Here is a 15,081-nt window from a genome sequence, read left to right as displayed (position 1 = left end):
CGGATCCCGCGGCCGTGCAGATCGGAGACGATACGCCGCTCTCGGAGCTGACGACCATGCGCGTCGGCGGGCCGGCCGAGCGGATCCTCGTCGCGCGCAGCGCCGAGGAGGTCGTGCGTCACGCGAATGAGCTCTGGTCGGGTGACGAGCCGTGGCTGCTGCTCGGCGGCGGCTCGAACACCGTGGTGCACGACGACGGTTTTCCCGGTGCGGTGCTCCTCGTGCGCAGCGAAGGCGTGGAGGTCGTGGACGACGAGGATCAGCCGGCCGGCCGCGTGCGCATTCGCGTCCAGGCCGGGCACGACTGGGACCGACTGGTCGCCGCCTGCGTCGAACGCGGGTGGTCCGGGATCGAGGCGCTGTCGGGTATCCCGGGTCTCGCGGGCGCGGCGCCCGTGCAGAACATCGGCGCGTACGGGCAGGAGCTATCCGACGTGCTGCACTCGATCGAGTTCCTTGAGCGCGAAACCGGTGAGGTGCGCCGCATGTCGGCCGCCGAGCTCGAGCTCGGCTATCGCGACTCCGTGATCAAGCGCGGTCTCGAGGGCGTGGTGCTCTCGATCGATCTGCTGCTGGCAGAGGGATCCGCTGCCGTTGCATCGACGGGCAGGCACGCGGCGCCTGCCGATCCCGCTGTCCCCGCAGCAGCCTCAGGATCCTCGGACCCGGCGGCGATCCTCTCCGAACCCGTGCGCTACGCCCAGCTCGCAGCCGCCCTCGGCGTCGAGCCCGGCGACCGCGTGCCGATCCGGCAGCTCCGCGAGTCCGTGCTGCGGCTGCGGGCCTCGAAGGGCATGGTGCTCGATCCCGAGGATCACGACACCTGGAGCGCCGGATCCTTCTTCACGAACCCCATCGTCACCGAGCGATTCGCCCGCGCCCTGCCTGAGAACGCGCCGCGCTTCCCCGTCGATGACGACGAGCCGACGCCCGCCGTCACCACGTTCGAGGAACTGGCCGCCGGCGTGCCGCTGCGCGTGCCCCGCGCCGCGCCCGAGCGTCGCATCAAGCTCTCGGCCGCCTGGTTGATCGAGAACGCCGGGGTGCCGCGCGGGTTCCGACTGCCGGGATCCGGCGCCGCGATCTCCTCGAAGCACACCCTCGCCATCACCAACCGGGGCGGCGCGTCTGCCGCGGATGTGGCCGAGCTCGGACGGTTCGTCGTGCAGCGCGTGCAGCAGGAGTTCGGGGTGATCCTCGCGCCCGAACCCAACCTGTACGGCATGGAGCTGTAGCCGGATGCGCGTTCAGATCGTCGGTCGCGGTCGTGTCGGAGCAGCGGTGGCACACGCGCTCGTGGGCTCCGGGATCGAGGTGCTGCCGCTCGCCGGTCGGGGCGCCGACGGCACGGGCCAGGACGGAGCCGTCGCCGACGTCGTGCTGCTCGCCGTGCCTGACGGTGCGATCGCCGACGCCGCCTCGCGCATCGTGCCCGGCCCGATCGTGGGGCACTGCTCGGGTGCGACCGGCCTCGACGTGCTGCGGCCGCACCCTGCGTTCAGTCTGCACCCGCTGCTCACCGTGCTGGGCGCGGGCACATCGTTCGCGGGGGCGCACGCCGCGATCGACGGCTCCGATGAGCGGGCGCTCGCCGTCGCGCAGCGGCTCGCCGATGCGCTCGGGCTCGAGACCTTCAGAGTGCGGGGCGAGGATCGGGCGGCCTACCACGCCGCAGCGTCGATCGCCTCGAACTTCCTCGTGACGATCGAGGGCGTCGCCGAGCGGCTCGCGGCGACCGCCGGCGTGCCGCGGCAGGCGCTGCTGCCCCTCGCATCGGCGGCTCTGAGCAACTGGGGAGCCCGCGGCGCCGAGGCCGCACTCACGGGCCCCGTCGCCCGCGGCGACGAGGCGACGGTGGAACGGCAGCGGGCGGCGGTGGCGGATCGCGCCCCGGACGCGCTCGCACTGTTCGACGCGCTCGTCGAGGCGACCCGGGAGCTGGCGACGGACCCGGCTTCGCGCTCGGCCACGGACCCGGCATCGCGCTCGGCCACGGACCCGGTATCGCCGTCGCCCGTCACCCAGCTGTCCAATACTTCGGATCTCTCCCGTTTTTCGGACGAGAATCCCGGATCCGATCCGAATCATGGGAGAGATCCGAAGTACGTGACGCCCCAGGCACACGACCGGGAGGATCACCGATGAGGATCGTGCGCACGGTGCGGGAACTGCGCGAGACTGTCGCGGCGGCGAGAGCCGGGGGCTCGACGGTCGCCCTCGTGCCGACCATGGGGGCTCTGCACGAGGGGCACCTCTCGCTCGTGCGGGCGGCCAGGGCCGAGCACGGTTTCGTCGTCATGTCGATCTTCGTGAACCCCAAGCAGTTCAACGAGGCCTCGGACCTCGCGGCCTACCCCCGTCAGGAGGAGCGAGACGCCGCCCTCGCGGAAGCGGCCGGCGTCGACCTCGTCTTCGCCCCGGAGGCGGCCGAACTCTACCCCGAAGGCTTCGCGACCACGGTGCACGTCTCCGGCCCCATCACCGAAACCCTCGAGGGCGCGAACCGTGGAGCCGTGCACTTCGACGGCGTCGCCACGGTCGTCTCGAAGCTGCTCATCGCGGCGACCCCGGACGCCGCGTACTTCGGTCAGAAGGATGCGCAGCAGATCGTCGTGGTGCGGCGTATGGTCGCCGACCTGGGCATCCCGACCCGCATCGTCGCCTGCCCCACCTCCCGCGACGACGACGGGCTCGCGCGATCGAGCCGCAACGTCCGCCTCAGCGCTGAGGAGCGGTCCAGGGCCCTCGCCATCCCGCGAGCGCTGGAGGCGATCGCGGCGGCCGCAGCGGAGGGGGAGGCGGATCCGGTCGCGTTGCGCGCCCGCGGCGAGGCGGTGCTCGAGGGGGCCGGTGTCGATCCCGAGTATCTCGCGTTCGTCGACCCCGATACGCTGGAGGCAGTGCCGCGAGTGTCGGAGCCGACGCTCTGCGCCGTCGCCGCACGGGTCGGCGAGGTGCGGCTCATCGACAACGTGCTGCTGGGCGTCGCGCCCGAGCAGCGTGAGGAGAGTGTGAAATGACGAAGGTCTCGATCCCCCGGTTGCTCGAGAAGCAGCAGGCGGGCGAACCCATCGTGATGGTCACCGCGTACGATTTCCCGACGGCGCGAGCCGCCGAGCGCGCCGGTGTCGACATGGTGCTCGTGGGCGATTCCGGTGCGCAGGTGCACCTGGGCTACGCGACGACCGCCGAGGTCACGACCGACGAGCTGCTCGTGCTCGCGGGGGCGGTGCGCCGCGGAACCGAGACGGCGTTCCTCGTGTGCGACGTAGCGTTCGGCACCACCGAGGAGTCCGATGCTCAGGCGGTCGCCACGGCCGTGCGCTTCGTCAAGGAGGCGGGCGCCGACGCGGTGAAGCTCGAGGGCGGTAACGCCGAGAAGCTGAGCCGGATCCGCGCCATCGTGGCTGCCGGTATCCCGGTCGTCGGACACGTGGGGCTCACCCCGCAGACCGCCACCGCTCTCGGCGGGCTGCGCGCCCAGGGCCGCACCGAGTCGAGCGCGGCGCGTGTGGTCGAGGAGGCTCTCGGGGTGCAGCGGGCGGGCGCTTTCTGCGTCGTCGTCGAGGCGGTGCCGGCCGAGGTCACCGCGGTGCTGCGCGAGGTGCTCGACATTCCGATCATCGGCATCGGCGCCGGCCCCGCCGACGGGCAGGTGCTGGTAGTGAACGACCTGCTGGGCGTGACCGAGGGGCGCACCGCGAAGTTCGTGAAGACCTACGGTTCGATCGGCGACGACACCGTCGCCGCGATCTCCGCGTATGCCGACGAGGTGCGCTCGGGGGCGTTCCCCGGTGCCGAGCACCAGTACGCGGCGACCCCTGAGGCCGTCGACGCGGCGCGAGAGAGCGCTGAGAGGTTGCGTCGGTAGCTGCCGCGTCACCCTGCGCGGTTCTCGACGGACATCCTGGTCATCGCGCGCGGCTCTCGATAGGTGCCCGCGTCACCCCGCGCGTTGCCCGGCAGATTCATCCCGTTATCCTGCGCTCAGTCGCAGGATCTCAACGGGGCCGTTTCCTCAACCCCGTTGTAGACCTCTCGCACCGTTGCAGATCTCCCGAACCGCACCGGAGGTCTACAGCGGTGCGAGAGGTCTACGCCGGCGGGCAGAAGGGGACGACGCGGTCGCAGAAGGGCGGCCTCTCAGCCGAGTTCGGCGACTCGATCCAGGCTGGCGCGCAGGTCGCGGATCAGATCGTCTGCCGACTCGAGCCCGATCGACAGGCGCAGCAGGCCGGGCGTGATCCCGAGCCTCTCGTTGATCTCGGGTGCGAAGGTACCGTGCGTCGACGTGAGCGGGTGCAGGATCATCGAGCGCGTATCGCCGATGCCGGTCATGCGCGAGAACACCCGCACGCCGTTGACGAGGGCGCGGGCGCCCTCGATCCCGCCGCGCACCGTGACGCCGAACACCGACCCCGTGCGCCCGCGACCGGCCTCGTCGGCGCCGTAATCGCGCACCGCGAGTTCGTGCAGCGGGCTCGACGGGAGGCCTGCGTAGTCGACCGAAAGCACCTCCGGCTGCTGCTCGAGCCACTCCGCGATCTTGATCGAGGAGTCGACGTGCCGCTCCATGCGCAGCGACAGCGTCTCCATGCCCTGATGCAGCAGGAAGCCGTGCAGCGGTGAGAGTGTCGGCCCGATGTCGTTGACGACCGATTCGCGCACCGCCCGCGCGTAGGCGCCCCGCCCGAAGCGATCCAGCATCGAGGCCACGCCGGGCCGCGACGACTGGGTGATGAGGGGATAGCTGCGGCCCGCCTGCTCGGCGGCCTCCCAGTCGAAGGTGCCGCCGTCGACGATCGCGCCGCCCACGGCCGCCCCGTGCCCGGTGAGGAACTTCGTGGTCGAGTGCACGACGATGTGGGCGCCGTGCTCGAACGGGCGGATCAGCGCCGGCGTGCCGACGGTGTTGTCGACTACGACCGGCAGGTTGTAGCGGGCTGCGACCTCGGCGATGCGGCGCAGGTCGGTGACGTCGTTGCGAGGATTCGGGATCGTCTCGGTGTAGATCGCCTTCGTGTCGGGGCGGATCGCACGCTCCCACTCGGCATCGTCGTCGGCGTCCCAGACGTAGTCGAAGCCGATGCCGAACCGCTTGAAACTGCGGCCGAACAGGATGCGGGTGCCGCCGTAGATGGAGCCCGTCGAGACGATGTGGTCGCCGTGCTGCGCGAGGGCGAACAGCGCCGCGGAGATCGCCGCCTGCCCGCTCGCGACCGCGACCGATACGGTGCCGCCCTCGAGCGACGCGAGGCGTTCCTCGGCGACCCAGTTCGTGGGATTGCCCTGGCGGGAGTAGATCGGCGCTCGCTCGCTCGGGGAGAACCCATCCGCCTCCCCGTGACCGGCGTGCTCGCCGTCGCGCCAGTGGATGCTGCCGTTGAAGCGGCTCACCTGGTCGTCGAAGTCGTCGAAGAGGTAGCCCGCGGAGAGCGCGATCGGCGGTACGCGCAGGCCGCTGTTCTTGTCGGGATACTCGCCCGCGTGCACCTGGCGGGTGTCGAAGCCGAAGCCGTCCCAGTCGTAGATCGGCGGGGCGGCGGCGTGCGCTGGAGCGGCGTGCGACGGGATGCCGTGCGCTGCGGCTGGCTCGGTCATCGGGTCTCCTTCGGAGCGGAGGGCTGGGGTGCCGGAGGCTGCGCCGAGGATCGGCCCGAGGACCCGGGCGCCTGCGGCAGCGGTTCGGCGGGCGGGAGCGCCGGAGGCAGGATCTTCGCGATGCGATCGACGGCTTCACGGATCGTGGCGGGAGGGCAGGCGAGATTGAGGCGCACATGCCCCGCCCCGCCCGCACCGAAGTGGCGGCCGTCGTTCAGCGCGACGCGCGCCCGATCGAGGATGGCAGTGAACGGGTCGTCGCCGATCCCCGTGCCGCGGAAATCGAGCCAGGCCAGGTAGCCCGCCCGCGGGCGGGTGTACTCGACGCCGGGCAGGCGATCCCGAATCAACTCGGCGAGCAGCCGCTCGTTCGCCTCGATCTGTGCGACCGCGCGGTCGAGCCAGTCGCGGCCCTCGGCGAAGGCCGCGACGCCGGCGTGGAGCCCGAGGATGCTGGCGCGCGTGACGGTCCCGGGCGGCAGCCCCGCGAGCCCCGCGTTGGCGCGCTCGTCGGCGGCCACGATCACAGAGCACTTCGCACCGGCCAGGTTCCAGCCCTTGCTCGCCGAGGTGGTGACCACGGCGAGGGCGCCGGCGGCCGCGGCCAGCGGCGCGAAGGGGGTGAAGGTCTCGCCCGAGAAGGTGAGCGGGGCGTGGATCTCGTCGGAGATCACGAACACGTCGTGCTCGGCGGCGAGGCGGGCCAGCTCTGCGAGGTCGTCTGCGCGGTGCACGAGGCCGTGCGGGTTGTGCGGGTTGCAGAGCAGGAACGCGTCGATCCCCGGGGCGGCGGCGAAAGCGCTCTCGATCGCGGCGAGGTCGAGGCGCGGCGCTCCGGCCTCGGCGAGCGGGATCTCGACGATCTCGAACGGCACCTCCTCGAGCATCTCGAAGAACCCGGGGTAGACGGGCGTGGGCAGTGCGAGGCGGCCGCCCTCGGGCCTGAACACCCGTAGCGATTCGACGATCCCCGTGGCGACATCGGTCGCGAGGTGCACGCGGTCGTGCGGCACGCTCCACCCCCAGCGATCCCGCGCGAAGTCGGAGAACGCGGGGGCGAGCGGGCCGGGGTCGTCGAGGTACCCGATGTCGGAGGCATCGATGCGCGCGACGAGGGCGTCGCGGATCTCGGGTGCGACGGTGAAGTCCATCTCGGCGACGAAGAGCGGCAGCACGTCGGCGGGGAAGCGCGTCCACTTGAGACTCGTGCGCTGCCGCCGCAGCAGGGCCGGGTCGAGCTCGGCGAAGGGAACGCCGCTCGGATCGGCCTGCTCGCGCGGGGCGGGGACTGCGCCACGGCTCGTTGCGCGCCCTGCGGCGCGTTCAGCGTCGGTGCCCGGGATGAGTCGACAGTCGGCTTCGGTCATGCACCCATGCTCTCGCGCACCACTGACATTCTGCGAGTCGTCCGGTAAGGCGGCGTCACACTCGGCCGTCGCGCACGCAGGTCGTCGACACACAGCTGCGACGCCGGAAAACCCTACCCCCGCACCACGACGCGCACGGCGCCCGAGAGCAGGGCCTCGAGCGGGCCCCGGCGACCGGTCGCCGAGAGGATCGCGCCGATCCCGAGCGCTCCGGCCAGCTGCAGCAGGAACGCGCCGGTGCCCGCGGCCCACCAGGGCAGGCTCTGGGCCAGCGCCGGGTCCTCCATGAGGGGGCCGAGCAGCCACCCGGTCGCGATGACGTGCAGGGTGTAGATGGTAAGGGGTGCGGCGCCCGCGGCCCGGAAGATGTCGAGCAGGCGCCCCGGTCGGTGCCCCGGCGCTCGCCGCCGGTCGCACAGCAGCACGAGCACCCCGATCACGGCGCAGGCGATCCCGATCGTGCGTGCGAGGTCCATCGGCGACCCGGAGTGCGGGGTCGCGATGAGCTGCGCCCAGAGGTCGGGGGAGAGCGGGGCGCCGCTCGCGGACGACAGGAGCAGCTCGGGATCGACGACGTCGACGGGGTGCAGGCCGAGCGCCGCGGGATCGTCGAGCACCAGGCGCGTGACGAACTGCGCCCCGGCGGCGAGTAGGGCTCCGCCCGCGGCGAGCGCGGCGGAGACGCGTCCCAGCATCTCGCGCCGGTTCGCGGCGACCAGCAGGCGCCCGATGAGGATGCCCGCGAGCAAGTAGACCGCCCACGTGATCGCCGGGTAGATGCCGGTCAGCAGCAGGGCCCGCACCGCCTCGATCCAGTCGTATGCGAAGGTGTCGAAGGTCACCGAGCGCCCCTCGTAGTCCGCGATGTCGAGCGCCACGCGGAGCGAGGCGTTGAGCGGCCCTCCGACGACGCCGATCCCGATCCCGAGCACGGCGAGCACCCAGCTGCGCACCGCGACGAGCGGTGCGACGAGCAGCATGGCGGTGCCGTAGTAGGCGAGCACGACCACAATCGGGTTCTCGATCATGCCGAGCAGCAGTCCGAGCAGCACGAGCAGGGCCCCGCGGATCGCCACCGCGGCGACGGCCGCGCCGATGCGGTGCTCGCGCAGCAGCCTCCCGGTCGCGAACACCGCGCTGAGGCCGCCGAGCACGGCGAACAGCGGCGCCGCGATGCCCTCGGTGAGCGTGTTCGTGATCTCGGCAGCGCTCAGGGCCGCGTCGGAGGCGAACGGGTTCCACTCGACGATCGTGATGAGGTGCGCCGCCATCATGCCGGCGATCGCGAGGAACCGGGCGAGGTCGACCCCGATGTAGCGCACTCCGGCGACGCGCATCCCTGGGACCCCTAGGCGCGTCCGCGGTTGCGGCGGCGGATCCCGCGCGGCGGCTTGCCCCCCACGAATGAAGCGGAGGAGTCGACGATGAACCCCTGGCGCAGCGCCTCGCGGCCGATGAGCATGCGGAACACCATCTCTTCGCGATCCGTCAGCGTTACCTCGGCCTCGATGACGCGGCCCGCGATCCCGACCTCCATGAGCACCACCGGGCGCATCTGAGCGTGGCCCGACGAGCTGCGCACGGTGCGGCGGTCGTGCACCGGCAGCTCGACCGCGACCGCGTCCTCCTCGGTGAGCTGCCACGGCTGCACGAGGAACCGCACCCACGACTCGCCGTCGCGCTCGAACTCCTCGATCCCGGTCGCGTGCAGGGCCGATGTCTGCGCCCCGGTGTCCACCTTCGCTTTGACCCACGGCACGTCGATTCCGGGGAGCGACACCCACTCGCGCCAGCCCGTGAGGGTGCTTGAATGGTCGGGTACGGTCACGCAACTATCTTGGCAGGAAACACGGTGAAACTCGCGATTCTCTCGCGCGCCCCGCAGGCGTACTCCACGCAGCGGCTGCAGGCAGCCGCAGAGCAGCGCGGACACAGGGTGAAGGTGCTCAACACCCTGCGCTTCGCCATCGACCTCGCGGGCGAGGAGCCCGACCTGCTGTATCGTGGCAAGCAGCTCAGCGACTACGACGCGATCCTGCCCCGCATCGGCAGCTCCATCACCTACTTCGGCACGGCCGTAGTGCGCCAGTTCGAGCAGATGGACGTCTACACACCCAACACGGCGGGCGGCATCTCGAACGCGCGCGACAAGCTGCGCGCGATCCAGATCCTCTCCCGCCACAACATCGACATGCCCGCCACCGCCTTCGTGCGCAACCGGGCGGATGTGCGGCCCGCGATCGAGAGCGTGGGCGGCGCGCCCGTGGTGATCAAGCTGCTCGAGGGCACGCAGGGGATCGGCGTGATCCTCGCTCCCCAGGTCAAGGTGGCCGAGGCGATCATCGAGACCCTGCACTCGACGCGCCAGAACGTGCTGATCCAGCGGTTCGTGTCGGAGAGCCGAGGTCGCGACGTGCGCGCGCTGGTGGTGGGGGATCGCGTGGTCGCTGCCATGCGGCGGCGTGCGAGCGGTGACGAGTTCCGCTCGAACGTGCACCGCGGCGGCACCGTCGAGCCGGTGCAGCTCGACCCGGCGTACGAGCAGGTGGCCGTGCGCGCCGCGCAGATCATGGGGCTGCGCGTGGCCGGGGTCGACATGCTCGAGGGCGACGAGGGGCCGCTCGTGATGGAGGTCAACTCGTCGCCCGGGCTGCAGGGCATCGAGCAGGCGACCGGGCTCGACGTGGCGGGCGCGATCATCGACTACATCGCCGGCCAGGTCGATTTCCCCGAGATCGACGTGCGGCAGCGGCTGTCGGTGTCGACCGGCTACGGTGTCGCGGAGCTCACGATGCACGGCTCGGAGCACGTGGGCAAGACGCTTGGCGAGCTCGGGCTGTGGGATCGCGACATCACCGTGCTCACGCTGCATCGCGGTGTGCAGGTGATCCCGAACCCCCGCAAGCACGTGGTGCTCGAGGCCGAGGATCGCCTGCTGTGCTTCGGGAAGCTCGAGGAGATGCGGACCATGATCCCCGAGCGCCGTCGCCGTCGCGCTCGGGTGCGCAAGCTGCCGAAGTCGGCGCAGGATCTCGCCGAGGGGTAGGGGGCGGATCGCCGATCCCTACTCCTGCTGCGCCGTGAGCTGGAACTCGACGAACCCTTCGGGCTCCACCTGCACGAAGCCGAGGTTCGGGGCTTCGACCCCGAAATCGGCGAAGGAGATCGGGATCGAGCCGGCGATATCCGCCGTGGTCTCCCCGTCATCGGCGGTGGTGCCCCGCAGCTGCACGTCTACGGTCACGCTGCGCGTGGTGCCGGCGATCGTGAGGTCGCCGGTCGCCTCCGCCTGGACCACGTCTCCCGAGGCCGGCGCCTCGTCGAGCGTCACCGGCTGGGTGAGGACGAAGGTGGCCGTGGGGTGCTCGGAGACGCGCAGTGCCTGGTCGCGGAAGTAGGCGTCGCGCTGCGCGCTGTCGGTGCTGATGGAGGCGACGTCGACGGCGAGCTCGGCGGTCTCGAGCGTGAGGCCGTCTCCGCCGATAGTGAAGGTTCCGGTGACCTCGTCCGTGCGTCCAGTCACGGTCACGTCGGTGCCGTTCAGCACCTCGTCGACGCGGTAGCCGGCCTCCGAGCCGTCGGCCACGCGCCAGTCGCCGACGAGGGCGGTGGGATCGATGGCCGCGCCCAGCGGCTCCAGCATGCTCTCGTCGCCGCTCAGGCTCGGGGCCTCGGCGGCGGGCGGTGCGATGAAGTCTCGGTAGATCATGGGTCCCGCGATGGCGGCAGCGGCCGCAAGCGCGAGCACTGCGACGCCTGAGCCGATCAGGATCTTCTGGGATGTCTGCACGGTCTGCTCCTCGCACTGCGGGTGGGTGATGCAGGATCCACACTTCCAGGCCGTCCAATGAACGAGCTTGGAGCCCGAGGGGAAAAACCTGGACGGTTGGGGCGCGGGTGGTATTCGCAGCGTCACCGGGTGGAATCAGCGGGGGAATCGGGGCCTCGGGTGCGACCTGGAGTTGAATGAACCCGGCACGTGCTCGAACCCGCGGTTCAGTCGAGGGGTTCGAAGTGCCCTCGTGCGACCGATGCCGAGAGATCTCCCCCATTTCATCTCTCGGGGCTTCCGGTCGTCGAGTGCGCGGCGGGGCGTGGGCACCCATCCATTCCCCGCCGCGCTCCTCTCCGAAGCGGCTCTTCCGCTCGGAAGCGGCGTCTTCTTGCGACTCGATGCGGTTCACGCCGGCCGCGGGTGGGGGATTCGCGCGGCGGAGGGGGTTTTCCGTGAAAGCGCGATCAGCGCGCAAAACCTCTCCTAACCTTTCCGAATACACATTTGTGTGCAAGCTCGGACTCGGGCGCCGTCGATCCCTCGGTGGCTCCCGCGCTCCGGACGAGGAACGGAAGACGAGGAGAAGAATGTCACACGAGACACCAGGTATCAGCCGCCGCTCAGTGGTCACCGCCGCGGCCTGGGCCGCTCCCGTGGTCGCGGTCGCCGTGACCGCCCCGATCGCCGCGGCGTCCGGCGAACCGGAGGTCTTCGTGCCGACGATGGTCGGCGATTACAGCTTCGGCATCCAGGAGGGCACGCCCCAGGGCGACCAGTACCATTTCAACCACTCGCAGAGCGGGTATGTCCGATACCGGGTACCGGCCGACTACCCGAACCCGACGACCACGACGGAGGCCACGTTCAGGATCTCCTGGAGCGTCGACGTGCCGCTCACCTGGCATCTCGAGGATCGCGAGTGGGGATCCTACGGCAGCTGGAGGGACTACTGGGAGATCCAGGAGGTGAGCGGCAGCGCGGCGGTTCCGGACCCGATCGTGGACGGCCAGGGTCACGGCGTGCCGTACGGCGAGGCCGCCGCCAGCGGCTACGTCGTCTTCAGAGCGAAGTCGCCCCTGCCCGTCGACGTGAACATTCCCGTGCCGCACATGATGTTCCACGGTGAGGGCTTCGCGCCGGTGACGGTGGCCGCGGGCGGGGAGCTCGAGGCCGGGTTCATCCCCGAGACCAACAGCGAGGGCCAGCAGGTCGTGGGCGAGAACTGGCTCGTTCGTCGGAACCGGGAGGCGGAGGAGCTCGGCTGACGCGGTTCCGCCCCTTCCCAACCTGTTCCTCGCGATCGAGATGACGCCTGCGGCCCCTGGCAGCCGCAGCGTTGGGCGGGAAGCGTCATCTCGATCTCGAAGGGGAAGGGGACGGGGTTCGAGGTGAAAAGCAGGATGGTTTTCGTGCCATCGCCACGGGGAGCGCTCGGGGATTCGCTTGACTTGAACGGTCATGGACATTCCCGCGATCCGATACCCGACCTCGGTGCGCCCGAGAGTGTGCGGACTCCTCGCGCGGCAGATCGAAGACCTCGCCCCGCTCACCCTTCTGCACGCGCCCGCGGGCTTCGGCAAGACCGTCGCGACCGTGCACTGGGCCCGGTCGATGAAGGAAGCCGCCGACGTGCACTGGGTAGCGGCGCCGGAGCCCGGGACCGGGCACGAGCCGTCTCCCCTGCCCGGGGCGCTCTGGGGCCGGATCGCCGAGGCGCTCGGGGGCGAGGTCTCTCGGGGCGCGTTGGGTTCCCGGCTGGGCGGGGCCGGTTCCCTGCTGAGCGCGGCGGGTTCGCGGCTGAGCGCGGATCCGCGGCCGTGGGCCGCTGATGGCCGGCAGCAGGTCGGGGGACACGCGCGCGAGGAGGTCGAGCGCCTGGTCCACGGACTGCGCCGCCCGACCGTGCTCGTGCTCGACGACTATCATCACGTCACCAGTGGAGACCTCGACCTCGGGCTGGCGCGACTGCTCGAGACCAACTCGCTCCTGCACATGGTGGTGCTGTCGCGACGGTTCAGTGCACTCGACGGCCCCCTCATCGGCGGCCGGACCTCGGCCGTGCTCGTCGACGAGCGGATGCTCGAGTTCACGGAAGAAGAGGCGCGTGCACTCGCCGAACTCTACGGCACCGACGATTTCGCGCAGATCGAGGAGCGGCGGAAGCAGGCGCACGGCTGGCCGGTGGTGATGCGCTCGGTGGTGCAGCAGCTGGCCGAGGGGAGCACGCCCAAAGAGATCACCCGGGTGCTCGCCCGACTCGGCAAGCAGCGGTTCGACACCGTGCCCACCGCCTCCGGTCGTCGCGCGGTGCTTGCGATCGTGCTCTGCCCGGACGCCTCGCTGGAGACGCTGGCCGAGATGCTCGAGACGCCCTACACCGAGCTCGAGGCCGTGCTGCGGGAGCTCGAGGAGCTCGGGATCGTGCAGCAGAGCTGGTGGCTCGACTCGCCGCGCTATCGCTGCCACGCCGGCCTGGGCGACGCGCTCGGAGCGATGGCCCGTCACGAATTCGGACCGGAAGCGCACGCCATGCGCTTGAAGCACGCGGTGGAGCTGAGCCGGGACAAGCCGATCGCAGCGGTGGCACACCTGTTCGAGATCGGCGAGCACGGCGCCGCGTCGCGCGTCTTCACCCGCCACTTCCTCGAGCTCGCGGTGCCCGGAAGCGGGGTGATGCAGCTGCTGCGCGGGCTTTCCGACGCCGTGCTCTACGAATACCCCGTACTCGCGGGAGCCCTGCTGCTCCTGGAGACACCCGAGGGCGATACCCCCGACGAGCGCATCGAGCAGCTCTATCAGTGGCTGCGAGCGCGGGTGCGGCAGCAGCTGCGCGACGGAGAGCACGAGCCGACCCCTCCGCTGATGGCGCTGCTCGCCGTCGCGGAGCGCATGCGAGGCGACGACGACGCGGCACGCCGTCTCTCGCAGCACATCGAGAGCCGGCTCGAGCGCACGCCCGAGGAGCGCTGGGATGCGGAACGCTTCACGGCGCCGCTGCTCTACCGCGCGCTCGGCCTCACCGGGCTCGTGCTCGGAGACCCGGCGATGGCCGAGCGCAACTACCGGCGCGCGTTCGAGGTCGCCGGGCGCTTCGAGAACCTCTCGACCCAGGCGCGGGCCTGCGAGGGGCTGGCTGCCACCGCCGCCTTCTCTGGCGATCTGCTCGCGGCCGAACGAGCCCTGCTCCGACGCGATGCGCTGCTCGACGGTGCCGTGCCGCATGACCGCACGGCGACGCTCGACCGCACGGCGTCGCTCGACCGCACGGCGTCGCTCGATCGTACTTCGCAGAGCGAGCGCACTTCGCAGGGCGACCGCACTGCGCAGGGCGGTCACGCGGAGCGGCCGCTTCAACGGTTCAGCTGGGCTCACGACGTACTGGCGCGCATGCACATCGCTCGCGAGAGGGGCAGGATCGGCGAGGCCTTCGAAGCGCTGCAGCAGTTCGATGCGCACCCGCTCAAGCGCGTCGAGCAGTGGCCGCTGCTGGTCGTCGCGGAAGCCCAGCTGCGGCACCTGTCCGACGGTGCGCCGAGCGCACTCGAGGCGCTGGAGCGGCGACGCCAGGAGGCCCGGGGCGGATTCGTCGCCACACGCTACCTGCGGTGCGTCATGGAGGCGCACGCCGCGCGTCTGCACATCGCGCTGGGGAACTACGCCGAGGCGGAGCGCCTGCTCGACCCGCTGCCGGCTGCGCATCCGGACGCCGCGGTGACGGGTGCCCTGCTGCACCTGTTCACCAATCGCTACGCCGCGGCTCTTGATGCGGCCGAGCGGACATCGGAGCGGGTGGCGGAGCGGTCGCCCGCGCTGTCGGAGCCGCAGCGGGCGCTGCCCCGGCTTCGGGTCGAGAACGGTCTCGTGACCGCCGCGGCGCACTGGGGGCTCGGCGAGCGGGAACGAGCGATCGACTGCTTCGCCGAGGCCGGCGAGCTCGCCGAGCGCCTCGGGAACCATCTGCTGCTCGCGTGCATCCCCCATGAGACGCTCGCGGCGATCGCCGCAGCCGCACGGGAGGCGGGCCGCATCGACCTGACTGAGGCGGTCGACTGGATCCCTCCGAACATCAGAGCGGAGGCCTACGAGTCGCTGACCAGGGCCGAACTGCGCACGCTGCAGAGCCTCGCCACGGGACAGACCGTCGGGCAGATCGCCCGCTCGCTGTACATCACCGAGAACACGGTCAAGTTCCACCTGAAGCGCATCTACCGCAAGCTCCGCGCGTCGAACAGGAACGAGGCGGTCGCCCGTGCCGCGAACATGATGCTGCTCCCGGTTCGCGGGGGCGAGAGTCGGTAGCGGGGCGCGCCCGCCGAGGTGCGCCCCTATCGGCGCGGG

The 15,081-nt window shown here is 71.1% G+C and carries 12 protein-coding genes; 7 read left to right on the top strand and 5 right to left on the bottom strand.

The genetic code is table 11. The annotated features are described in order from the left end of the window. Positions 1 to 56: 56 nt before the first annotated feature. From KVY00_RS07100 to panB, 4 genes are read left to right on the top strand one after another with little or no spacing between them, the layout of a single operon-like run. Entirely contained in the window at positions 57 to 1,235 is a 1,179-nt protein-coding gene (locus tag KVY00_RS07100; RefSeq protein WP_223045224.1) for an FAD-binding protein, read from the top strand. 4 nt (positions 1,236 to 1,239) lie between these two features. Continuing rightward, positions 1,240 to 2,145: a DUF2520 domain-containing protein gene (locus tag KVY00_RS07095; protein ID WP_223044981.1), complete on the top strand. Its 906-nt coding sequence runs from the start codon at positions 1,240 to 1,242 to the stop codon at positions 2,143 to 2,145. Further along, a complete protein-coding gene (panC, locus tag KVY00_RS07090; RefSeq protein WP_223044980.1) occupies positions 2,142 to 3,020 on the top strand; it encodes a pantoate--beta-alanine ligase in 879 nt (292 codons plus the stop codon). Before KVY00_RS07095 ends, panC begins: the two co-directional genes overlap by 4 nt. After that, positions 3,017 to 3,871, top strand: coding sequence for a 3-methyl-2-oxobutanoate hydroxymethyltransferase (gene panB / locus KVY00_RS07085; protein WP_223044979.1), 855 nt, complete (start codon positions 3,017 to 3,019; stop codon positions 3,869 to 3,871). The genes panC and panB overlap by 4 nt, the downstream gene beginning before the upstream one ends. A 272-nt stretch (positions 3,872 to 4,143) precedes the next feature. On the opposite strand, the gene KVY00_RS07080 is transcribed toward panB, so the two are convergent. From KVY00_RS07080 to KVY00_RS07065, 4 genes are all read right to left on the bottom strand, one after another. Then, complete coding sequence (locus KVY00_RS07080) at positions 4,144 to 5,601, bottom strand: O-acetylhomoserine aminocarboxypropyltransferase/cysteine synthase family protein (RefSeq protein WP_223044978.1); 1,458 nt, start codon at positions 5,599 to 5,601, stop codon at positions 4,144 to 4,146. Further along, positions 5,598 to 6,968: a MalY/PatB family protein gene (locus tag KVY00_RS07075; RefSeq protein WP_223044977.1), complete on the bottom strand. Its 1,371-nt coding sequence runs from the start codon at positions 6,966 to 6,968 to the stop codon at positions 5,598 to 5,600. Before KVY00_RS07075 ends, KVY00_RS07080 begins: the two co-directional genes overlap by 4 nt. 113 nt (positions 6,969 to 7,081) lie before the next feature. Then, positions 7,082 to 8,305 carry a heparan-alpha-glucosaminide N-acetyltransferase domain-containing protein gene (locus tag KVY00_RS07070; protein ID WP_223044976.1) on the bottom strand — a complete coding sequence of 408 codons (1,224 nt, stop codon included), beginning with the start codon at positions 8,303 to 8,305 and terminating at the stop codon, positions 7,082 to 7,084. Positions 8,306 to 8,316: 11 nt separating this feature from the next. Continuing rightward, entirely contained in the window at positions 8,317 to 8,796 is a 480-nt protein-coding gene (locus KVY00_RS07065; protein ID WP_223044975.1) for an ATP-dependent zinc protease family protein, read from the bottom strand. Between the two features lie 24 nt (positions 8,797 to 8,820). On the opposite strand from KVY00_RS07065, the gene KVY00_RS07060 reads away from it, so the two are divergent. Next, complete coding sequence (locus KVY00_RS07060; RefSeq protein ID WP_223044974.1) at positions 8,821 to 10,014, top strand: RimK family alpha-L-glutamate ligase; 1,194 nt, start codon at positions 8,821 to 8,823, stop codon at positions 10,012 to 10,014. An 18-nt stretch (positions 10,015 to 10,032) separates the two neighbouring features. Here KVY00_RS07060 and KVY00_RS07055 read toward each other — a convergent pair whose 3' ends face one another. Continuing rightward, complete coding sequence (locus KVY00_RS07055; protein ID WP_223044973.1) at positions 10,033 to 10,758, bottom strand: YceI family protein; 726 nt, start codon at positions 10,756 to 10,758, stop codon at positions 10,033 to 10,035. 572 nt (positions 10,759 to 11,330) lie between these two features. Between KVY00_RS07055 and KVY00_RS07050 the strand changes: the two genes are divergently transcribed. Further along, the gene (locus KVY00_RS07050) at positions 11,331 to 12,008 is read left to right on the top strand and encodes a hypothetical protein (protein ID WP_223044972.1); all 678 of its coding nucleotides are present in this window, start codon (positions 11,331 to 11,333) and stop codon (positions 12,006 to 12,008) included. A 193-nt stretch (positions 12,009 to 12,201) separates the two neighbouring features. Further along, positions 12,202 to 15,042: a LuxR C-terminal-related transcriptional regulator gene (locus KVY00_RS07045; RefSeq protein WP_223044971.1), complete on the top strand. Its 2,841-nt coding sequence runs from the start codon at positions 12,202 to 12,204 to the stop codon at positions 15,040 to 15,042. The last annotated feature ends 39 nt before the right edge of the window (positions 15,043 to 15,081 follow it).

The organism is Leucobacter tenebrionis (assembly GCF_019884725.1).
Lineage (GTDB): Bacteria > Actinomycetota > Actinomycetes > Actinomycetales > Microbacteriaceae > Leucobacter > Leucobacter tenebrionis.
This window is presented reverse-complemented; position numbering and strand designations above follow the sequence as displayed.